Source organism: Archangium sp. (assembly GCF_036388035.1).
GTDB lineage: Bacteria > Myxococcota > Myxococcia > Myxococcales > Myxococcaceae > Archangium.
On sequence record NZ_DASVSO010000507.1, the window covers coordinates 1 to 19,643 of the forward strand.

At 68.6% G+C, this 19,643-nt stretch carries 19 protein-coding genes; 16 read left to right on the forward strand and 3 right to left on the reverse strand.

Annotated elements, in window-relative coordinates:
- The 5 genes from VF697_RS20390 to VF697_RS20410 all read left to right on the forward strand — a co-directional run.
- On the forward strand, window positions 1–370 hold a 370-nt coding region (locus tag VF697_RS20390), incomplete at its 5' end, for a Mov34/MPN/PAD-1 family protein (RefSeq protein WP_331097435.1).
- A gap of 167 nt (window positions 371–537) precedes the next feature.
- The gene (gene cysC / locus VF697_RS20395; protein ID WP_331097437.1) at window positions 538–1,293 is read left to right on the forward strand and encodes an adenylyl-sulfate kinase; all 756 of its coding nucleotides are present in this window, start codon (window positions 538–540) and stop codon (window positions 1,291–1,293) included.
- A gap of 107 nt (window positions 1,294–1,400) precedes the next feature.
- A complete protein-coding gene (gene larE / locus VF697_RS20400) occupies window positions 1,401–2,285 on the forward strand; it encodes an ATP-dependent sacrificial sulfur transferase LarE (protein WP_331097439.1) in 885 nt (294 codons plus the stop codon).
- A 35-nt stretch (window positions 2,286–2,320) separates the two neighbouring features.
- Window positions 2,321–2,830: a hypothetical protein gene (locus VF697_RS20405; RefSeq protein WP_331097441.1), complete on the forward strand. Its 510-nt coding sequence runs from the start codon at window positions 2,321–2,323 to the stop codon at window positions 2,828–2,830.
- 131 nt (window positions 2,831–2,961) lie between these two features.
- Window positions 2,962–3,126 carry a ribbon-helix-helix domain-containing protein gene (locus tag VF697_RS20410; protein ID WP_073562486.1) on the forward strand — a complete coding sequence of 55 codons (165 nt, stop codon included), beginning with the start codon at window positions 2,962–2,964 and terminating at the stop codon, window positions 3,124–3,126.
- Here the strand turns inward: VF697_RS20410 and VF697_RS20415 are convergent.
- Window positions 3,123–3,983: a tRNA pseudouridine(38-40) synthase TruA gene (locus VF697_RS20415; RefSeq protein ID WP_331097449.1), complete on the reverse strand. Its 861-nt coding sequence runs from the start codon at window positions 3,981–3,983 to the stop codon at window positions 3,123–3,125. The genes VF697_RS20410 and VF697_RS20415 overlap by 4 nt on opposite strands.
- Before the next feature lie 64 nt (window positions 3,984–4,047).
- On the opposite strand from VF697_RS20415, the gene VF697_RS20420 reads away from it, so the two are divergent.
- The 6 genes from VF697_RS20420 to VF697_RS20445 all read left to right on the forward strand — a co-directional run bounded on the left by VF697_RS20420 (window position 4,048) and on the right by VF697_RS20445 (window position 9,171).
- The gene (locus VF697_RS20420; RefSeq protein WP_331097451.1) at window positions 4,048–4,992 is read left to right on the forward strand and encodes an AgmX/PglI C-terminal domain-containing protein; all 945 of its coding nucleotides are present in this window, start codon (window positions 4,048–4,050) and stop codon (window positions 4,990–4,992) included.
- 54 nt (window positions 4,993–5,046) lie between these two features.
- Window positions 5,047–5,679 (forward strand): hypothetical protein, encoded by a 633-nt coding sequence (locus VF697_RS20425; protein ID WP_331097453.1) that lies wholly within the window; start codon window positions 5,047–5,049, stop codon window positions 5,677–5,679.
- 203 nt (window positions 5,680–5,882) lie between these two features.
- Complete coding sequence (gene clpX, locus VF697_RS20430; protein ID WP_331097455.1) at window positions 5,883–7,160, forward strand: ATP-dependent Clp protease ATP-binding subunit ClpX; 1,278 nt, start codon at window positions 5,883–5,885, stop codon at window positions 7,158–7,160.
- 153 nt (window positions 7,161–7,313) lie between these two features.
- Window positions 7,314–7,865: a YaeQ family protein gene (locus tag VF697_RS20435; RefSeq protein WP_331097457.1), complete on the forward strand. Its 552-nt coding sequence runs from the start codon at window positions 7,314–7,316 to the stop codon at window positions 7,863–7,865.
- On the forward strand, window positions 7,862–8,221 hold the full coding sequence (locus VF697_RS20440; RefSeq protein WP_331097459.1) for a hypothetical protein: 360 nt from the start codon (window positions 7,862–7,864) through the stop codon (window positions 8,219–8,221). The genes VF697_RS20435 and VF697_RS20440 overlap by 4 nt, the downstream gene beginning before the upstream one ends.
- A 167-nt stretch (window positions 8,222–8,388) precedes the next feature.
- Window positions 8,389–9,171, forward strand: coding sequence for an alpha/beta hydrolase (locus tag VF697_RS20445; protein WP_331097461.1), 783 nt, complete (start codon window positions 8,389–8,391; stop codon window positions 9,169–9,171).
- Between the two features lie 21 nt (window positions 9,172–9,192).
- On the opposite strand, the gene VF697_RS20450 is transcribed toward VF697_RS20445, so the two are convergent.
- Complete coding sequence (locus tag VF697_RS20450; RefSeq protein ID WP_331097462.1) at window positions 9,193–10,710, reverse strand: Hsp70 family protein; 1,518 nt, start codon at window positions 10,708–10,710, stop codon at window positions 9,193–9,195.
- 84 nt (window positions 10,711–10,794) lie between these two features.
- A complete protein-coding gene (locus tag VF697_RS20455) occupies window positions 10,795–13,470 on the reverse strand; it encodes an Ig-like domain-containing protein (protein ID WP_331097474.1) in 2,676 nt (891 codons plus the stop codon).
- A 138-nt stretch (window positions 13,471–13,608) separates the two neighbouring features.
- Between VF697_RS20455 and VF697_RS20460 the strand changes: the two genes are divergently transcribed.
- The 5 genes from VF697_RS20460 to nla6 form a co-directional block, all read left to right on the forward strand.
- The gene (locus VF697_RS20460) at window positions 13,609–15,876 is read left to right on the forward strand and encodes a serine protein kinase PrkA (RefSeq protein ID WP_331097464.1); all 2,268 of its coding nucleotides are present in this window, start codon (window positions 13,609–13,611) and stop codon (window positions 15,874–15,876) included.
- A 137-nt stretch (window positions 15,877–16,013) separates the two neighbouring features.
- Window positions 16,014–16,901: a serine protease gene (locus tag VF697_RS20465; protein ID WP_331097466.1), complete on the forward strand. Its 888-nt coding sequence runs from the start codon at window positions 16,014–16,016 to the stop codon at window positions 16,899–16,901.
- A 75-nt stretch (window positions 16,902–16,976) separates the two neighbouring features.
- Window positions 16,977–17,441, forward strand: coding sequence for a cytidine/deoxycytidylate deaminase family protein (locus VF697_RS20470; protein WP_331097468.1), 465 nt, complete (start codon window positions 16,977–16,979; stop codon window positions 17,439–17,441).
- Between the two features lie 241 nt (window positions 17,442–17,682).
- On the forward strand, window positions 17,683–18,363 hold the full coding sequence (locus VF697_RS20475; RefSeq protein ID WP_331097470.1) for a histidine kinase dimerization/phospho-acceptor domain-containing protein: 681 nt from the start codon (window positions 17,683–17,685) through the stop codon (window positions 18,361–18,363).
- A 63-nt stretch (window positions 18,364–18,426) separates the two neighbouring features.
- On the forward strand, window positions 18,427–19,643 hold a 1,217-nt coding region (nla6, locus tag VF697_RS20480), incomplete at its 3' end, for an enhancer binding protein Nla6 (protein ID WP_331097472.1).

Sequence of the window (19,643 nt, forward strand, 5' to 3'; positions counted from 1 at the left end):
CCCCCTGCGCAACGCCTACGACGAGCACCATGCGCGGGAGCCTGTGCGTTTTCCTCGCACCTCCCGGTCCGCCTACCTCTTTGATCCACGCGAGTGGCTCGCCGTGCTCACCGAGGCCGAGGCCCGGGGCGAGCAGGTGGCGTGTGTCTTCCACTCACATGTGGACACGGGTGCGTACTTCTCCGACGAAGACCGACGGATGGCCGCTCCAGACGGGCTGCCGCTGCTCCCCGGGGTGTCCTACCTCGTAATGGCTGTCCACTCCGGGTGTGTCAGTGCTGTCACAATTTTCTGGTGGCAGTGCGGAGAGTTTCTGGAGCGTCGGGTTTCCCGGGAATTTTTCGTGAGCCAACCCTCGGAATTCTCTTGAGAAGGCGGGCACTTGGACGCTTGCCCCCCCTACCTGCGGAAAGGTGGGCACGAATTGTCAAACGGTGTGATTTTCGTCTATAACGCCCCGGACTTTTGATCTGCCGCGCTCTTGGGGGGTACGGAGAACACCACCCTAGAAAGAAGCGCAGGGAGTTTGGGACCCGTATGGCGCAGACTACTGGATTCACCGTTTGGCTGACCGGCATGTCCGGCACTGGCAAGAGTACGATGGCTGCCTACATCGCGGCCCGGCTCCGCCAGGTGGGCCGCAATGTGGAGATCCTCGACGAGAATGAGGTCGGGGACGAGCTCTGGCAGGGCATCGGGGACAGCAAGGACGAGCGCATCACCTGTGTCCGCCGGCTGGGGTACGTGGCCGGGCTGCTCACGCGCAACAACGTGGCGGTGCTGGTTCCGAGCGTGAGCCCCTACAAGGCCAGCCGCGAGGAGAACCGCCGGCAGATCGGTCGGTACATCGAGGTGTACGTCGACTGCCCGACCGAGAAGCTCATCGAGCGCGACAGCACGGGCCGCTACAAGAAGGCGCTGAGCGGTGAGATCCCCAACTTCATCGGGATCACCGAGCCGTACGAGCCGCCCGCCTCGGCCGAGGTGGTGCTCCACTCCGACCAGGAGAGCGTGGAGGACGGCGCGGGGAAGATCTTCCAGTCGCTGCTGGACCTCGGCTACGTGACGGTGGAGGAGCTGAAGACGATCACCGGCAAGAAGATGAAGGCCCAGCCCCCCACGAAGCAGCAGATCGCGCGTCCGACGACCAAGACGCCGGTGGTGGCGAGCAAGGCCGGCAACGGCAAGGGCGCGAAGGCGCGTCCCGCGGCGCGGGCGGCCCGGGTGGGCAAGCCGGCGAGCAAGGCGGAGACCAAGAAGGCGGCTCCCAAGCGCAGCAGCAAGGCGCGCTAGTCGAGCCCCCACGCCCTCCCACCGAGGGAGTGGCTCCAGCCGGATGTCGTGAGGACCCCCAGGTTGCGTGTGCAACCGGGGGTTCTTCGTTTATAGAGGTACGCCCTATGCTGAGCCCCGAGCGGATCCAGGCCCTGTGTGACTCCTCCCGCCCCAAGCTGGACGCGATGCGCGCGGCGCTGCGTGCGCACGGCTCGGCGCTGGTGGCCTTCTCCGGAGGGGTGGACTCCACCTTCGTGCTGAAGATCGCCGTGGAGGAGCTGGGCGAGCGCGCCCTGGCGCTCACGGCGCTCTCGGCGTCGGTGGCCCCCGAGGAGGAGCGCGAGGCACGCGAGCTGGCGGCGCGCCTGGGCGCCCGGCACGTGGTGGTGTCGAGCGACGAGCTGTCCAACCCCAACTACGCGGCCAACCCGACCAACCGCTGCTACTTCTGCAAGACGGAGCTGTACGACCTCTGCGAGGCGAAGCGGAAGGAGCTGGGGCTCGAGGCGGTGCTGGACGGCTTCAACGCGGACGACTTCAAGGATCACCGCCCGGGGCACCAGGCGGCGAAGGAGCACGCGGTGCAGTCGCCGCTGGCGCAGGCGGGGCTGACGAAGGAGGAGATCCGGGCGTGGAGCCACGCGCTGGGGCTGCCCACGTGGGACAAGCCGCAGATGGCGTGTCTGGCGTCGCGGATTCCGTACGGCACGTCGGTGACGCGCGAGCGGCTCTTCCAGATCGCCGGGGCGGAGTCGGAGCTGCGCCGGCTGGGCTTCCGGCAGTTCCGGGTGCGCTACCACCAGGAGGTGGCGCGCATCGAGCTGGCGGCCGAGGAGTACGAGCGCTTCCTCTCGGCGGAGATCCGGCGCCAGGTGGACACGGCGTTCAAGGCGCTGGGCTTCAAGTTCGTGGCGTTGGATCTCGAACCGTTCCGTTCGGGGCGGATGAACGACGCGGCGGGAATCCAGCGCCCGTCGGCCGACTCGCACCCGCTGCCGGTCGTGAGCTGATCCCCGCCTGATCCAACGAGTCGTGTGCTGATCCCGTGCTGATCCCCCCGCGCCTTCCGCTGACGCTCCTGATCGCGATGCTGCCCACGCTCGTCCTGGCGCGGGAGTGGGACGGCACGCCCCGCCACGTCCCCTCGCTGCTGGTGGGTCCGGTGGCGACGTACACGGAGCTCGTCGGGCCGGAGCGGGCGCGCAGGGGCATCGCGGGGCACCTGGAGCTCGGGGGCAGCGTGCCCGTGGGCTACGAGGAGAACGAGCTCTTCTTCCTGGCGCGCGCCGGAGGAGGCACACCGGGCTTGAGCCTCACGGTGCATGGGGGCTTCCGGAGCGTCTTCGGTGAGGACGAGTGGCAGACCTACGCTGACCTGGGCGCCGCGGTGCACCTGCGCCCGGAGCTGTGGGCGGGGCCTCGGGTGGGTGTGGGTGTGAGGCGCGCGCTCAACGAGACCTTCACCTTCTATGGAGGGCTCGGCGGCGGGCTGGGATTTGGATCCGGACTCCGATTGGACGTAGAGCTGTCCACCGGCCTGCGCTGGAGCCTGTGATCCGCCGCTGATCCCCGGCTGATCCGCCGGTGATCCTCGGATGATCCCCGGGTGATCCAACAGGTGGAGTGATTTTCTTGCGATCCGACACGTCTGTGCGACCTTGTGCGCACCTGTAGGAGACAACGCACATGGACATGAATCCTCGTCTCACCTCGGTGGTGTTCCGTCTCAACCGCGAGAAGCTGGATGCGCTCAAGGAGCTGTCGCGCTCCACGAGGATCCGCCAGAGCGAGTACCTCCGGGAGGCGATCTCGGATCTGCTGACGAAGTACGAGGACCGGCTCGTCGACTAGGCGGCGGCCTCGGTGTCCGGCTCCGACGGGAGGGCGAAAGGCGGCGTCTGGGGGAGACCCGGGACGCGGGCCCGCTCCTCGGGGGTGAACGGATCCAACTCGGCCGGGTAGCGCACCTCCCAGAGCAGGAGCCCCTTGGCGGGGGCCTTGAGGCCGGGGATGGTGGTGCCCGAGTCGAGCGCGGCGCGGTAGTGCTCCTCGGAGAGGGCCCCGGCGGCGGTGAGCAGCGCCGAGCCCACGAGGTAGCGCACCTGGTAGCGCCCGAACCCATCTCCCTTCAAGCGGACCTCGAAGAGACCGCCGCCCAGCTCGTGCAGGGTGGAGGACTCCAGGGTGCGCGGCTTGCGCAGGCTGGAGTGCTCGTGGAAGGCGTGGAAGTCGCGGCGGCCCACGGCGGCGCCGAGCAACTCCGCCACGCGCTCGGGCTTGAGGACGGAGCCTTCCAGCCGGGGCTCGGTGTGGGGCTCCATGACGTACGGTAGCCAGGCCGCGGACGCGGTGCCCCCGAGCTGGATGCGGTAGCGGTACTCCTTGCCGGCGGCGCTCCACTGGGCGTGGAAGCCGGGCACGGGGCGGCGGGCCACGCACAGGCCAAGGTCTGGCGGCAGGTGGGGGGGGAGCCGCTCGGACAGCATCTCCGAGGTGTAGCAAGGAGGCAGGCGGACGCTCGCCACCTGCATGCGCGCGTGGACGCCCCGGTCGGTGCGACCGGCGGGCATGATGGGGTAGGGGACGCCGGCCTTCTTCATGGCGTCCTCCAGGGCCTCCTGGACGGTGTTGCCTTCCGGTTGGCGCTGGAAACCACGGAAGTCGGTACCGCGGTACCAGATCCACAGAGCGGCGGGGGTTCTCTTCACGGGTCGTATGATGAAGGTCAGGGGCGTTGCAGCGGCCCGTTGGGCCTAGGATACTTCCCCGCCAATGTCGGCCGCACAAGACCTCCATGACTTCGAGCGGGCGCAGCTCGACGCCCAGTGGCTGTACCGCCAGGGCGACCTCGTCCTCGGCCCCCTGACGGGCCACCAGGTGGTGGAGAAGCTCTACACCGGGGAGCTGACCGGAGAGACGGACGTGTCCGTCTCCGGCCCGAGCGGCTTTCGCAAGCTGAAGGAGCTCGACGCCTTCCAGCTCCACGTCGCCAAGGCGGCGGTGAAGCTGAAGGTGGAGGCCGAGGCCCGGGCCGCTCATGCCAAACGCACGCGCCAGCGGCTCATCGTGGCCGGTGTGGCGGCGGTGGTGCTCGGCGCGCTGGGGTTCGGGGCGTGGCAGATCGCGCGCTACTCAGCGGTGTACCTGCCGGGGACCCAGGGGGAGCTCGACATCCAGGTGGACCCGCCCATCATCACCGTGGCGAAGTCCTCCGTCCCCGAGGAGCGCTTCGAGTACCCGGGCCAGCCGAAGCAGCCGACCCCGACGCCCAAGCCGGCCGAGACGGCGCTCGACAAGCCAGAAAAGGTGGACAAGCCGGAGAAGGTGGCGTCCGCCTCGCCGCTGCCCAAGACGGATCGCAAGTCCCCGGGCGGACGCCCGTCGGGCAAGGTCATCACCGACGCGGACGGCCTGGCCACCGAGGTCAACTACGATCAGGGCGCCATCAACCGGGTGGTGAAGCAGCACCAGAACTCGCTCTTCCGCTGCTTCCAGGAGGAGGCCGATCGCCGTCCGGGCTTCTCGGCCAAGGTGCCGCTCGAGTTCACCATCGGCAACGACGGTCGGGTGGCGCAGCTCTGGGTGGACCACCCGCAGCTCAAGAAGGGCCCGCTCTACGAGTGCCTCTTCGGCGAGATGAAGAAGTGGCCCTTCAAGTCCTACACGGGCGAGCGGGCCACGGTGAACCTGTCGTTCACCATCGGCAAGAAGGGCTAGCCGGCAGCAAGCCGCTTTTTTGCCCCCCCGGTTTTCCTGGTGGATACCGGGAGCATGGTGAGCGTTGCTGAAGCCGACATCGAGAAGAAGGCCGCCTCCGTGCCCCCCGGCACCTTCCGCCACACCGTCCTGGTGGCGGCCAAGCGTTTCAAGTCCACCTGGGCCGAGCTGGGCAAGCTGCTCGTCCAGGTGAAGGACGAGAGCCTCTGGGAGTCCTGGGGCTATGCCACCTTCGAGGCCTACTGCCTCAAGGAGCTCCACATCAAGAAGCAGACGGCGCTCAAGCTCACGCGCTCGTTCAGCTTCCTGGCCAAGCACGAGTCCCCCGAGGAAGTGGCCCAGGAGGACTTCCCCCAGAAGGCCCCTCCCTTCGAGGTCATCGAGGTCCTGGCGGACGCCGAGGAGCGCGGCCAGCTCTCGCCCCAGGAGTATCGTTCACTGCGTGACAGTATCTGGGACCCCGAGAAGCCGGCCAACGAACTGAAGAAGGAGTTCGTGGAGCGCTTCCCGAAACCGCCCCCGGAGCCCCCCCCGGAGAGCGTCCAGGTGAGGAAGCTGGCCAACCTGGCCCGCAAGCTGGTTTCCGAGGTGTCCGGGTGCCGCCGGGTGCCTGCCGCCATCGCTGAGCGGGCGGCCGCCCTGGCAGAAGACCTCGAGGAGCTCGCTTCGGGCGTGAACGACGCCTGATCGGGTGTTACTGAACGCTGACCTCGTCCGGCGGTGCACAGCCTACCGGACGACATACCCTGGATGGGCTTCCTGCCGGTTCAGTCGGAGCCTATATTTTGGCGGACGGCTGTTCGAGACGTGGGCAGCCAGGCGAAGTTGGGTGTGGTGGTGTCGGCTAGTAGGCTCCGGGTTGACCGGGGTCGGTGAACCTGGAGGCGGCAGTGAAGAAGGAGCACCACGTCAACCTGTCCTGCTCGTTCTGCGGCAAATCCCAGCGCGAGGTCCGCAAGCTGATCGCGGGCCCGACGGTCTACATCTGCGACGAGTGCATCAAGCTCTGTAACGACATCATCGCGGATGAGAACGAGCGCGAGGAGGGCAAGCCCCAGGTGAGCTTGCCCACGCCGATGGAGATCAAGGCGTTCCTCGACGACTATGTGATCGGTCAGGACCAGGCGAAGAAGGTCCTCTCGGTCGCTGTCTACAACCATTACAAGCGCATCTACCAGAAGAAGCCGGCGGCACGGCCTCGTCCGGGGATGAAGCCCTCGGGCTCCGATGATGTCGAGCTGAGCAAGAGCAACATCCTGCTCGTGGGCCCCACGGGCAGCGGCAAGACGCTCCTGGCCCAGTCGCTCGCGCGCTTCCTCAATGTTCCCTTCACCATCGCCGACGCCACCAGCCTCACCGAGGCCGGTTACGTGGGCGAGGACGTGGAGAACATCATCCAGAACCTGCTCCACAACGCCGATTACGACGTGGAGAAGGCGGCGCGCGGCATCGTCTACATCGACGAGATCGACAAGATCGCGCGCAAGGGCGACACGCCCAGCGCCACCCGCGACGTCGGCGGCGAGGGCGTGCAGCAGGCCCTGCTGAAGATCATCGAGGGCACTCGGGCCAACGTCACGCCCAGGGGCGGGAAGAAGTACAACCAGCAGGAGTACGTGCAGGTTGATACGACGAACATCCTGTTCATCTGCGGCGGTGCCTTCCACGGCATCGACGGCGTCATCAAGCGCCGCGTGGGCGAGAAGGGCCTGGGCTTCGGCGCGAAGATCACCCACCGCGAGGAGCGCAGCGTGGGCGAGCTGCTCGCCATGGTGGAGCCGGAGGACCTGATGAAGTTCGGGATGATCCCCGAGTTCATCGGCCGTCTGCCGGTGGTGGCGACGCTCAACGATCTGAAGGAGGACGATCTCATCACGATCCTCACTCAGCCGAAGAACGCCCTCATCAAGCAGTACCAGAAGCTCTTCGAGATGGAGAAGGTGAAGCTGACCTTCACCAAGGAGGCCCTGAAGGCGATCGCCAAGGAGGCCATGCGTCGCAACTCGGGAGCGCGCGGCCTGCGCGCCATCCTCGAGGACGCCATGCTCGACATCATGTACGACGTCCCGTACCGGGACGGGGTCAAGGAGTGCAAGATCACCGAGACCGTGGTGACCAAGCACGAACCGCCCCAGCTCGTCATGGAGAAGGAGAAGAAGTCGGCCTAGCCGAGCTTCTCCTCCCGGAGGCAAGCCCCCGTCGCCCACTGAGGCAACGGGGGCTTTCTCGTTTCAGGGGCCCGGCGGCTGTCTCCGAAGACGGCGTGGAGCCCTTGCCCTTCGGGCGCTCGGGCTGTGAAGCTCCGCGATAGAGCTTCCTCAATGACCCTCGCTCCGACGCTGTACGACTTCCAGATCGCCTTGAGTCACGTCGATCGCGCGATCGACCAGCCGCAGCTCGGCATCAAGGTCGCGCGCCACCCGTCCGAGACCATGCAGCGCGTCTGGCTGCGGGTGCTCGCGTACTGCTGGCTGTGGGAGGAGCGGCTGACCTTCGGCAAGGGCCTGGGCGAGCCCGACGCGCCAGACCTCGAGTGCCGCGACTACACCGGGCTCGTCACGAGCTGGGTGCGCGTGGGCAAGGCGGACCCGGTGAAGGTCCAGCGCGCGGTGGATCAGAACCCGCACGCCAAGGTGTCGGTGCTGTTCGAGTCACCCCAGCGGCTCGAGGCGTTCCTCACCGAGGCCCGCGAGGCCAAGGCGACGCGCGTGGCGAAGGCCGAGCTCGCGGCGATCGACGCGGACCTGCTGCGCGCCCTCTCCGGCTTCGAGTCGCGGCGGATCAAGCTGTCGCTGACCCTCGTGGGCGATCACGTCTATGCCGAATGCGAGGGGCAGAGCTTCGACGGTCCGTTGACCCGCGCGACCCTATGAAGCTCGAGCGCCACGTCGGAGGGCTCTCGCTCGTCCGCAAGGCCAACTACCTGCGCGCGCGGGGCTGGCGCGAGGAAGAGGGCGGCTGGTCGAGCGAGATCTTCGGCCTGCTGCCGATGGCCAAGGCCCTCCACCACCAGCTCACCGACGATCTCAGCCAGGCGCTCCGGAAGCGGGGGTGGCAGGTGCTCGGCTTCTCCGAGCGGGGTTACGTGCGGATGCGAGACGGCGAGCGGGGCAAGCCCTGCTCGCTGCCGAAGGCGCTGCGCACCCAGGCCCGCCGCGAGAAGCGGCCCGTCGCCGAGCTCACCTACGAGCTGTTCCTCGCGGCGCTGCTCGTGGAAGAGGGCGCGTAGGCATGGGCGCCCTCCCGTGCTCACTCTGTTGGGCAGTGGGCGTGTGAACCCCGGCCGCGCCTCGTTCTCGCGAGAGGAGGAGCAGACTCGGAAGAAGGCCCTGGCGCTTCGGATGGCGCGGAAGGACGGACGGGCAGTGCCCGTTCCCAGGGCCGGGAGCCAGGACGATGAAACACAAGGAACCGACGACGGTGACCGTCACCGGACCCGCGGGACGACTGATGGCGACGGTGGAGGGCGATGGCGGCATCCCCGTCCTCTTCGTGCATGAGATCTCCGGCGATCGGACGCACTGGGCCGAGACGCAGCATGGCCTCGCGACCCGCAGCGTGGCGTTCGACCTGCGCGGGCTGGGCGAGAGTGGCGGCGCCCACGGCCCCTTCGGGGTGGAGGCCGCGGTGGAGGATGTCGCCGCCGTTGCCGACGCGCTGCTGCCCGAGAAGTTCGTCCTGGTGGGCCACGCCTTCGGGGGCGCGGTGGCTGGTGCCTTCGCCTCGTACTACCCCGAGCGGCTCGCCGGGCTCCTCTACGTCGAGCCGGTGGGAGACCTGCGCCGCATACCGAAGGCGGACGCGGAGGCCTGGCTGGAGAACTTCAGCGCGGCGAAGTATGGCGGCTTCCACGAGCACTGGCTCACGCCGCTGCTCCTGCAGGCGAAGGAGAAGACGCGCGCGCTGGTGATGAAGTCGCTGCGCACCTCCCGGCGGGAAGCCATCGCCGGAAACATGGAGTCGCTCTTCAGCTACAACCCGGACGAGGCCTTCGAGCGCTTCAAGGGGCCCACCCACGCGCTGGTGACCGCCACCGGCCCGGAGACGCTGGTGGCCCAGAAACCCGCGCTGTCCCACACCGTGCTGGCGCACGCGAGTCACTGGCCGATGCTGGACTCGCCGCAGTGGTTCCACACGGAGCTGGTCCGCTTCCTCGGGCACTGCAAGCACGCGCACTGAGCCCGGCGCGGAAGGGACTCCTTAGGAGCTTACCTTCACCGTGGTCTTCATCTCGCGGCCGGTGGCGGGATCCTTGGCGCGCATGGTGAGGATGCCTTCCACGCTCACGTCGAAGGTGATCTCCACCTGCACCGAGCCCGCCTTCGCCGGGCGGATGCCCGAGAAGGTGAACTCGCCGAGCAGGTCGTTCTTCGCCACCAGGTCGTGATCGCCCTGGAAGATGCGCATGGCCAGCTCGGTCTGGTTGTCCATGCTCGTGGTGGCCACCAGCTGCTTGGCGTTGGGGATGGGCGCGTTGCGCGGGAACACCGTGTGGAAGCCGCCGCCCGCGCGCTCCAGGCCAATGGCCATCGGAATCACGTCCAGCAGCTGCAGCCGCAGGCTCGAGTTGTCCTCCAGCGACTTCGCGTAGAGCGCGGCGCCCACCGCCACGGCCTCGTCCGGGTGGACGCCCTTGCTCGGCGCCTTGCCGAAGAACTTCGTCAGCCGGTCCTGCACGATGGGCATGCGCGTCTGCCCGCCCACCAGCAGCACCTCCTCGATGTCCTTGGTGCTCAGCCCCGAGTCCACCAGCACCCGCGCCGCCATCTGGAGCGTCCGGTCCACCAGGTGGTTGGTGAGCTGCTGGAGCATCTTGCGCGTGAACTTCAGCTCGATGTTCAGGGGCTGGCCCTGCGACGTCATCGTGATGAAGGGGATGTTGAACTGCACCTCGTCGCGCGCCGAGAGATCGATCTTCGTGCGCTCGGCGAGGTCCTTGATGCGCTGCATGGCCACCGGATCCGTGGCCAGGTCGATGCCCGTCTTCGCCGCGAAGTCCTTGAGGACGTGGTGGATGATGGCGTTGTCGAAGTCGAGGCCGCCCAGGAAGATGTCACCGCCGGTGGCCTTCACCTCGAAGACGCGGTCGCGGATCTCGATGATGGACACGTCGAAGGTGCCGCCGCCCAGGTCGTAGACGAGCACCTTCTTGTTGATGCTCTTGCCGGCGCCGTAGGCCAGCGCCGCCGCGGTGGGCTCGTTGATGATGCGCACCACCTCGAGGTCGATGAGCTTGCCGGCCTCCTTCACCGTCTGGCGCTGCCGGTCGTTGAAGTAGGCCGGCACCGTCACCACCGCGCGCTTGATGGGCGTCTTGAGGTAGTTGGCGGCGACGTCGCGGATCTTGTTGAGGATCTTGGCGCTGATCTCCTGGAGGGTGAACTCCTTCTTGCCCACGTCCAGGACGACGTCGTTCTTCTTGCCTGGGCGCATCGAGTACGCCACGGACTGCTTCATCGACGTGACGATCTCGCTCTGGAAGGTCCGTCCCACCAGGCGCTTGGCGCCGTAGACGGTGTTCTTCGGGTTGAGCTGCCACTGGCGCTTGGCCTCGTAGCCGATCAACTCGTTGCCCTTGTCGTCGATCGCGAAGATGGAGGGGATGGTGTACTCGCCGCCCTTGTAGGGGATGAGCTTCACGTTCCCACCGTCCTCGACGATCGCGGCGCACGAGTTGGTCGTGCCGAGGTCGATGCCGATGATGGGATCCTTGTTCATCCGCGTGGGCTCCGAGGAAAGGGGGCTCGAGGCGAGGGAGTGGCCGTCACTCCCCAACCCTGGACCCGGCAAGTTAGTTCAAGTTCACGGGGGTCGCGAGCGAGAGTAGGCGTCCATCACCACGGGCAGTTGCAGCAGGTTCACCCCGGGCGTATCGAGCACCCCCTCGGCGGACAGTCCCTCGGACAGCTTCATCACCGCCACCTCCAGGGAGGCCCCGCTCAGCCCGGCGGGGTCCGCGGCGGCCCCCGGGGGAGCGTCCGGCACCCGGAGCGCCCCTCCACCCGCGTCCAGCGCGAAGAACACCACATGCCGCCCCTGGGCCCCGGTGAGCGTCACCCGGACGAGCCCCGCGCCCGCCCCGGCCAGGGCGCTCCAGCTCGCCGGGGACGGCGTGAAGGTGCGGCTCCCGGACGTGTAGGCGGCAGTGGGTATGGGCAGGAAGGCGGGGACGGAGACGCGGGTGGGGAGGGTGGCGCCCCGGACGATGTGTCCGCTGACGGAGGCCCCCGAGTTGGCGGTGGTGGCGAGCGCCCAGAGTCCGGGAGTCCCCACCTCGGCGCCTCCGTACGGTGCGCCGCTGCGCAGCACCACCGGCTGCACGGGCCGCGACCCATCCGGCAGCGCCGTCCCACCCGTGCGCGAGGCGAGCCCCAGGGGGACGAGCCCCGCCTCGGGGGAGAGCTCCACGGCGGCGACCACGGCCGTGTCGAGCCCGGAGGGCAGGTTGGGAATCACCACCTCCGTGCGGCGGAGCTGCTCGCGGCGGGGGCGGTGGGAGATGCCGGTGAAGCGGCTGTAGTCCGGCAGGTCCTCGCTGCCCTGGCAGCGCGCGGTGTCGGTGCACAGGCCGTCCCCGTCGAGGTCCGTCGTGTCCGGCGCGTAGGGCAGGTGGGTGATGGAGGTGAAGGCCTGGAGCGAGTAGTCCATCGCGCCGCTGTAGGCGAGCAGGTCCGTGGCGCGGAGGCTCGTGGCCTGCGCGAGGGGCAGCTTGCCGGCGAAGGCCACCGCGGTGCGGCGTCCCGCCTGTCCCAGCCCGTACGAGCGCGCCTTGAGCTCCGTGCTCCCCGCGAGCCCGAGGTTCGCATAGCCCACCAGGGCGCCGGGAGCGGGGACTCGCTGGGGGAGGCCGGGGAGGGTGACGAGGAAGGTCTCTCCGAAGAGGTTGGTGAGATCCACCGCCGTCGGATCTCCCGCGGACAGCACGGAGAAGCCGAGCCAGAGGTCTCCCGAGGAGTGGACCTCGTTGAAGCTGATGCCGGCGTTGAAGCCGGCGGCGCCGTGGACGGGGTTCTCCGAGAGCGGCAGCAGCACATCCCGCGCGGGCGTGGTGGCCACGGAGACGCGGTCATACCGGGGCAGTCCGTCCGCTCGTGTCTCGGGCGAGGCGGCGGAGAAGCTGGCGGTGGCGCCAGTGAAGGCGGGGAAGAGGGCCACGCCGTTCGGGTCCGTCGTCACCGTGACGGGGGTGGGGCAGGGGCCCGTGGCGGGAGGCGCGTCACAGCCGAGCACCTCCACGCCCGCGAGCGGGCGCCGGGTGGTCGTGTCCACCACGATGAGCCGCCGTCCGGTCTCCAGCGCGGGCAGCACGGTGAGGGTGGCCTCCTGGGGGGAGACGGCCGCCCCCGTGGGCCGCGCCTGCACGCGCACCGTCCCGGCGGCCACGGCCGTCACCAGGCCCGAGGACGACACCGTCACCGCGCCGCTCGCGTCCAGCGCCGAGAAGGAGCCCTGCGCGAGGGGGAAGCTGGAGCCGTCCAGCGTATAGGCCACCAGCGAGAGTTGTACCGTCCCACCCACCACGAGCGTGGTCGCCCTGGGGCTGAGGGCGATGGAGACGATCTGGTTCGCCGAGGGCGCGGGGCGGCAGGCGCCGTCCGTGCAGGCCTCGCCCGAAGCGCAGTCCGCATGGCCCCGGCAGCCGCCCGGCACGCACCGGCTCGCCACACAGGTGAGGCCCGAGGGACAGGCCGTCCCCTCCGAGCATGCGCTCGTGGGCTGGCAGTGCGAGTCCCGGCAGTACGCGGTGGCGGAGCACTCCGTGTCCACGAGGCAGCGGGGCAATTCCTGGCAGATCTTCATCGCGCAGTCGAAGCCCGGAGGACAGGCACCCGACGCGAAGGCGCGGCACTCGGTGTTGGGGCCACACTCGGCGGTGGAGGCGCAGGTCTGGAACTCGAGGCAGCGGCCCGCGGTGGCGCTGGTGCAGTACTGGCCCGAGGGGCAGTCCGCCTTCGTGACGCAGCCGGCGCGGGCGCACGTGCCCGCCTCGCAGATGAAGCCCGCGCCACACAGTTGATCATTCAGGCACTGCCGCAGACAGTCGCCCGCCCGGCAGACGTAGAGGAGGGAGGCCACGCGCGGATCCACCCCGGGGGCGCAGTCCGTGGCCTGGGTGCAGGGCACCTGGCACACGCCCTGGAGCGGCTCGCAGCGCTGGCCGGCCGGACAGTCGGCCGCCGAGGTGCACGCGGCGCCCGTCACACAGCGGCCGTCGCGGCACACCTGGTTGGCGGCACAAGCGGAGTCCGCCTCGCACTGGCAGCGGCCCTCCGTGCAGGCGAAGCCCTCGGCGCAGTCGGCGGCCCGTGCGCACTCGGGGCGGGGGGCGCAAACGCCTCCCGTGCACACCTGGCCTCCGCCACACTCGGCATCATCCAGGCACACCGGGCCACAGCCGCCGTAGCGGCAGCGTCCTCCGGAGCACTCGGCATCCGTGTCGCACGGCGTCGTGGAGGTAGGCGGGCAGGCGGAGAGCACTGCCAAGAACACAACGGAAACAAGGGCCCTGGACATCCCGCTCCCCGAGGGGAAAGTTCCGGGGGTTCCGCGCGACATGGCGGCGACCCGCCGGCGTGGTTAGTGGGTTCCTGAACTACAGCACAGAGGAGTCACCCCGTGGAAGCCAAGCGATACCTGCAGGAAGTGGGCGCCCAGGTGTCCGACGACTTCGTCAAGAATCGCTCCATCCTGTCCTTCGAGGAGTACCTCTCGCTCTTCATGGGGGATCCACGGGGGCAGTCGCGCAACGCCGCGCAGTACCTGCGCGACGTGATGGACCACTATGGCACCGAGCAGGTGCCGCACCCCACCGGGAAGATCCGCCGCTTCAAGGTCTTCGACGTCCCCTCGAGCGACCGGGACGGCCGCGTCGCGGGCCAGGAGGAGGTGCAGAACGCCATCTACCGGCTGCTCGGCAACTTCACGCGCGCCGGCCGCATCAACAAGCTCATCATGCTGCACGGCCCCAACGGCAGCGCGAAGTCTACCCTCGTCAACGCGCTCAAGGCCGGGATGGAGGACTACTCGCGCCAGCCCCAGGGGGCCCTCTACCGCGTCAGCTGGATCTTCCCCTCGGAGAAGCTCGTCAAGGGCTCCATCGGCTTCGGCGGCGAGCGCACCGCGACCGCCGCGGCGGGCCCCGACGGGGAGTTCTCCACCTACGCGCACCTGGATGCCGACTCCATCGACGTGCGCATCCCCTGCGAGCTGAGGGATCACCCGCTCTTCGTCGTGCCGCCCGCCGAGCGCCAGCGCCTGCTCGAGGGCGCGCTGAAGAAGAAGGGCCTGGGCAACGGGGACGGGCAGGGGGACGGCGACTTCGTCCTCTCCGACTACATCGTCGGCGGGGAGATGTGCCACAAGTGCCGCAGCATCTACACGGCGCTGCTGGCCAACTACAAGGGCGACTACCTCCAGGTGCTGCGCCACGTGCGCGTCGAGCGCTTCTACATCTCGCGCCGCTACCAGGTGGGCACGGTGACGGTGGAGCCGCAGATGAGCGTGGACGCCATGTACCAGCAGGTGACGGCGGACCGCACCCAGCTCAACGTCCCGCCCGCGCTCCACAACGTGGCCCTCTTCGAGCCCCACGGCCCGCTCATCCACGCCAACCGCGGCGTCATCGAGTACTCGGATCTGCTCAAGCGCCCGCTGGAGGCCTTCAAGTACCTGCTGGGCTTCAGCGAGACGTCGCAGGTGCCGCTCGAGCACTTCGTGCTGCAGCTCGACGAGGTGCTCATCGCCTCGTCCAACGAGAAGCACCTGGGGGCCTTCAAGGAGCTGCCGGACTTCGCCTCCTTCAAGGGCCGCATCGAGCTGGTGCGCGTGCCCTACCTGCGCCGCTTCAAGCTGGAGCAGGAGGTCTACGACGCGCAGATCACCCCCACCACCGTGGGCAAGCACGTGGCCCCGCACGCCACCGAGGTGGCCGCCATGTGGGCCGTGCTCACCCGCCTCAAGAAGCCCATCCCCGATCGCTACCCGCCCGAGGTGAAGGAGCTGGTGGATCAGGTGACGCCGGTGGAGAAGATGCACCTGTACGAGGAGGGCGTGGTACCGGATCGGCTCAGCCTCTCGCACGGCAAGGAGCTGCGGAAGCTGCGCACGGACATGTACGAGGAGTCCGACGCCTACCCCAACTACGAGGGCCGCATCGGCGCGAGCGCCCGGGAGGTCAAGACGGCGCTCTTCAACGCCGCGCAGAACGCCGACTACAAGTGCCTCAACGCCCTGGCGGTGATCGAGGAGCTCGAGGCCATCTGCAAGGACAAGAGCGTCTACGAGTTCCTCCTGCAAGAGGTGGTGGACGGCTACCACGACCACGAGGAGTTCGTGCGCGCGGTGGAGGCCGAGTACCTCGACCGGGTGGACGAGGAGGTGCGTGAGTCCATGGGACTCGTCTCCGAGGGCCAGTACCGCGAGCTGGTGGAGCGCTACGTCTACAACGTGAGCCACTGGGTGAAGGGCGAGAAGATCCGCAACCGGGTCACCGGCGCGATGGAGCGCCCGGACGAGCAGCGCATGGCGGAGCTGGAGGCCATCGTCATGCCTCGGGGCGAGGACGTGGGCGAGTACCGCCGCGGGCTCATCACGCAGATCGGCGCGCACAAGCTGGACAACCCGGACGCGCAGATGGACTACCCGCGCATCTTCCCGGACATGTTCCGCCACCTGCGCGACCACTACTTCGAGGAGCGCAAGCGGGTGCTGCGCCGCAACAAGGAGAACATCCTCAAGTACCTCTCCGAGGAGCGCGGCACGCTGTCCTCGCGCGAGCAGGCCCAGGTGGAGAGCACCCTCAAGACGATGCACGAGCGCTACGGCTACTGCGAGCACTGCGCCAAGGACGCCATCCTCTTCCTCATGAAGAAGCGCTACGGCTGAGCGCCGGAAGCAGACGGGCGGACGGGCGCTCGCAGGGCGTGGTGCTTCCCGAAAATGCGTAGCAAGGGGAAACTGGGGGCTCAATAGTGGTGGAGGGTTTTTGTTCCCCCCTCTCCACCCCTTGCTTCGGAGCGTCGATGCCTCGTTTCGCCCTGGGCGCGCCTGCCCTCTTCGCCCTCCTGTCCTGTGCCGCGGCACCCAACCCGCTCGCCATCTCCGAGAGCGCGGGCACGAGCGGTGGGGTCGCCACTCCGGTGGTGATGCAGGCGCCAGGCGCCCTGGCGCCCCGGCTCACGCGCAAGGAGCAGGTGAAGCGGATCCTCCCGCACAACGTGCGGCTCGCCATCCACGAGGGTGGCAAGGCGCGGCGCACCGCCTCGGGCGTGGTCATCGGCAACGAGAAGACCCCCGAGGGGCTCGTCAGCTACGTCCTCACCAACGCGCACGCGGTGGAGATGGGCGACCTGAAGGAGCCGCGCCTGGTCGTCATCGTGGATGATCGCGCCGACTCCACCGAGTACGGGGCGCAGGTGGTGGCCACGGGCGCGGTGCCGGACATGGACCTGGCGCTGGTGAAGGTGCCCGGCCTGCCGCTGCAGCCCGCGCAGCTCGCCGCCGACACGGAGGTGGAGTTGGGCGATGACGTGGTGGTGGCCGCCTCGCCCTTCGGCCGGGCCCTGTCGCTCTCCGGTGGCATGGTGTCCCAGGTGGAGTGGGACAAGCAGAGCAAGAAGCCGCTCATGCTGAAGACGGACGCGGCCATCGGCTACGGCGCCTCTGGCGGCGGCATCTTCAGCCTGGAGTCCGGCAAGCTGCTCGCCATCGTCGAGGGCTACCGCACCGCCAAGGTGGGCTTCGCCGTGGCCGAGCAGAACTTCAGCTTCGACGTGCCCATGCCCGGCGAGACGTTCGCCGCCCCCACCTCCAAGGTGCGCCAGTTCCTCCAGCAGAAGGGCTTCGCCCGGCTGCTCGGCGTCTCCGCGACGGGCGCGGGCACCGACGGCTCGCAGACCGCCAGCCGTTAACTGGCCTGGGTGTTCCGGCCGGAAAACTCGACAGCGCCCCCCTCCACGGTACATGCCGGAGGAGGGGAGGCACACATGAGCAACCGGAACTCCTGGGATCAGTACTTCATGGACATCGCGCGTCAGGTGGCCAGCCGTGCCACGTGCGACAGAAAGCACGTGGGGGCGCTCCTGGTGCGCGACCGCACCATCCTCTCCACCGGCTACAACGGCGCCATCCGGGGCCTGCCCCACTGCGACGACGTGGGCCACATGATGGAGAACGGCCACTGTGTGGCCACTGTCCACGCCGAGGCCAACGCCATCCTCCAGGCGGCCAAGAACGGTGTGCGCATCGACAGTGAGCGAGAGAAACCCACCACGCTCTACACCACCGCCAGCCCCTGCTGGCCGTGCTTCAAGCTGATCGCGAACACGGGCGTGCGCCGCATCGTCTACGGCGAGTTCTACCGGGATCCGCGCATCTTCGAGTACGCGGGCCGGCTGGAGATCGAGCTCGTGGGCCCGGGCCCCGAGGAGCGGCCGGCAGGCGAGCGCTGAGCGCCCCCGCGTGATGTCGGCCAGTTCACGAACCGCGCGTGGACTGGCCCCTCAGTACAAGTGAAGCGTTCTCCAGGGGACACCTGCTTGGCGGGATGGTCGACGCTTGGCTGTGGGAATTCGTCGCAGCCGGCAAGAATTACCGCCCCAGGGTTGACGGTGTCTGAAGGGCTCCCTAAATCCTCGCAGCGACAGGGCGGCGGGTGGTTCAGGGCGCCGGTCAATCCTCTTAGGAGTTCTCGTGATTCCCTCCACGGCTGCGAGCAGCAGTGCGCCCTCGGTACGCGACGGGGCTGATCCGGTGGTGGATGCCGCCCGGTACGGTGCGGTGCCCACGCTGATGGATAGCCTCCTTCACGATGTGCGCAACCCCTTGAACGCGTTGTCCATCCACCTCGAGGTCCTCTCCGAGAAGCTCAAGGTGGAGACCGGACAGGTGCCGCCTTCGCAGGAGAAGAACCTCAAGGCCATGCGCGAGCAGATCCAGCGCGTGGACGGGATTCTCCGGCGCTTCTCCGAGTTCATCGTGGCCCGCCCGGGCTCGGTGGGGGATGCGGACCTGTCGGAGACGGTGACGCGCGCCCTGGAGGTGCTGGCGCACGAGAGCCGCAAGCGGCGCCTGCAGGTGCGCTCGACGGTGGCTCCCGGGGTGCGGGCGCGGCTGTCGGACACGGGCGAGCTGGGCTTCCTCGTGGTGCAGACCCTGATGAGGGCCTACGGGCGCGCGGAGTCGGGCACCGAGGTGACGGTGACGGTGCGGGCCGAGGACGCTCGGGCGGTGCTCGAGGTGGTGGACCCCACCCACACCCCGGCGGAGAACTCCCCCGAGGTGGTGGCCGCCCTGGAGCTGCGGTGTGCGCAGCTCGGGGTGGACCTGCAGCTGCGCGCGGGGCTGTGCCGGCTGACCTTCCCGCTCGTCTGATCCAATCAACACGCTTCGAAACAACATCCTCATCCGAGTTGTCAGATGTCTGGAGGTACTCCCGTGGGCAGCGCGCGAATTCTAGCCGTGGACGACGAGCGCGATACATGCGAGGCGCTGGCGGAGATGTTGACCGCCTGGGGCCACAAGGTGGAGACCGCGTTCGACGCGCATGACGCCCTCCGCAAGGCGGGTGAGTTCCGGCCCGACGTGGTCCTGTCGGACCTGGCGATGCCGGAGACGGACGGGTTGGGGCTGCTGAGGACCCTCCGGGACGAGCTGCCGGACTGCCCGGTGGTGCTCCTCACGGGCCATGGCACCATCGACGCCGCCGTGGCGGCCATCCGCGAGGGCGCCTATGACTTCATCGTCAAGCCGCTCGACACCGCGCGGCTGAAGGTCTGCATCGACCGGGCGCTGGAGAAGAAGGAGACGATGCGCGAGGTGCAGGGGCTGCGTCGGCGCCTCAAGCAGCTCGGCTCCTCGGACTTCATCGGCCAGTCCACCGGCATGCGCAAGGTGTTCGAGCTCATCGAGAAGGTGGCGCCCTCCAAGGCGAGCGTGGCCATCTCCGGTGAGTCCGGCACGGGCAAGGAGGTGGTGGCGCGCTCCATCCACAACCTGTCCCAGCGGCGCGACAAGCCCTTCGTCGCCATCAACTGCGCCTCCATCCCCGCCACCCTCATCGAGTCGGAAATCTTCGGCCACGAGAAGGGCGCCTTCACCGGCGCGGATCAGCGGCGGCCCGGCGTCTTCGAGCTGGCCCACGGCGGCACGCTCTTCCTGGACGAGCTCGGCGAAATCCCCATCGAGCTGCAGGCCAAGCTGCTGCGCGTGCTCGAGGAGGGACGGCTGCGGCGGCTGGGCGGCAAGGTGGAGATCGAGGTGGACGTGCGCGTGCTGTGCGCCACCAACCGCGACCTCAAGCGGGAGATCGAGGCCAAGCGCTTCCGCGAGGATCTCTACTTCCGCCTCAACGTCTTCCAGATCCACCTGCCGCCCCTGCGCGACCGGCGCGAGGACGTGCCCATCCTGGTGCAGCACTTCGTGGAGAAGTTCCGCGGGGACTCGGCCAAGCGCGTGACGGGCGTGCACCCGGACGCGATGGAGGTCCTCAAGAACCACGAGTGGCCGGGCAACATCCGCGAGCTGCGCAACGCGGTGGAGCGCGCCGTCATCCTCTGCGATGGCGAGCTCATCATGCGCGAGCACCTGCCCCCCGACATGGCGGGCAAGAGCCCCGAGCGCCACACCTTCCGCCTGCCCTACGGCCTGTCGCT

What these genes read in the sequence shown, in the direction of transcription:
- cysC (WP_331097437.1), top strand. Translation starts at nt 538, where the DNA reads ATGGCGCAGACTACTGGATTCACCGTTTGGCTGACCGGCATGTCCGGC.
- larE (WP_331097439.1), top strand. Translation starts at nt 1,401, where the DNA reads ATGCTGAGCCCCGAGCGGATCCAGGCCCTGTGTGACTCCTCCCGCCCC.
- VF697_RS20410 (WP_073562486.1), top strand. Translation starts at nt 2,962, where the DNA reads ATGGACATGAATCCTCGTCTCACCTCGGTGGTGTTCCGTCTCAACCGC.
- VF697_RS20420 (WP_331097451.1), top strand. Translation starts at nt 4,048, where the DNA reads ATGTCGGCCGCACAAGACCTCCATGACTTCGAGCGGGCGCAGCTCGAC.
- VF697_RS20425 (WP_331097453.1), top strand. Translation starts at nt 5,047, where the DNA reads ATGGTGAGCGTTGCTGAAGCCGACATCGAGAAGAAGGCCGCCTCCGTG.
- VF697_RS20435 (WP_331097457.1), top strand. Translation starts at nt 7,314, where the DNA reads ATGACCCTCGCTCCGACGCTGTACGACTTCCAGATCGCCTTGAGTCAC.
- VF697_RS20440 (WP_331097459.1), top strand. Translation starts at nt 7,862, where the DNA reads ATGAAGCTCGAGCGCCACGTCGGAGGGCTCTCGCTCGTCCGCAAGGCC.
- VF697_RS20445 (WP_331097461.1), top strand. Translation starts at nt 8,389, where the DNA reads ATGAAACACAAGGAACCGACGACGGTGACCGTCACCGGACCCGCGGGA.
- VF697_RS20450 (WP_331097462.1), bottom strand. Translation starts at nt 10,710, where the DNA reads ATGAACAAGGATCCCATCATCGGCATCGACCTCGGCACGACCAACTCG.
- VF697_RS20465 (WP_331097466.1), top strand. Translation starts at nt 16,014, where the DNA reads ATGCCTCGTTTCGCCCTGGGCGCGCCTGCCCTCTTCGCCCTCCTGTCC.
- VF697_RS20470 (WP_331097468.1), top strand. Translation starts at nt 16,977, where the DNA reads ATGAGCAACCGGAACTCCTGGGATCAGTACTTCATGGACATCGCGCGT.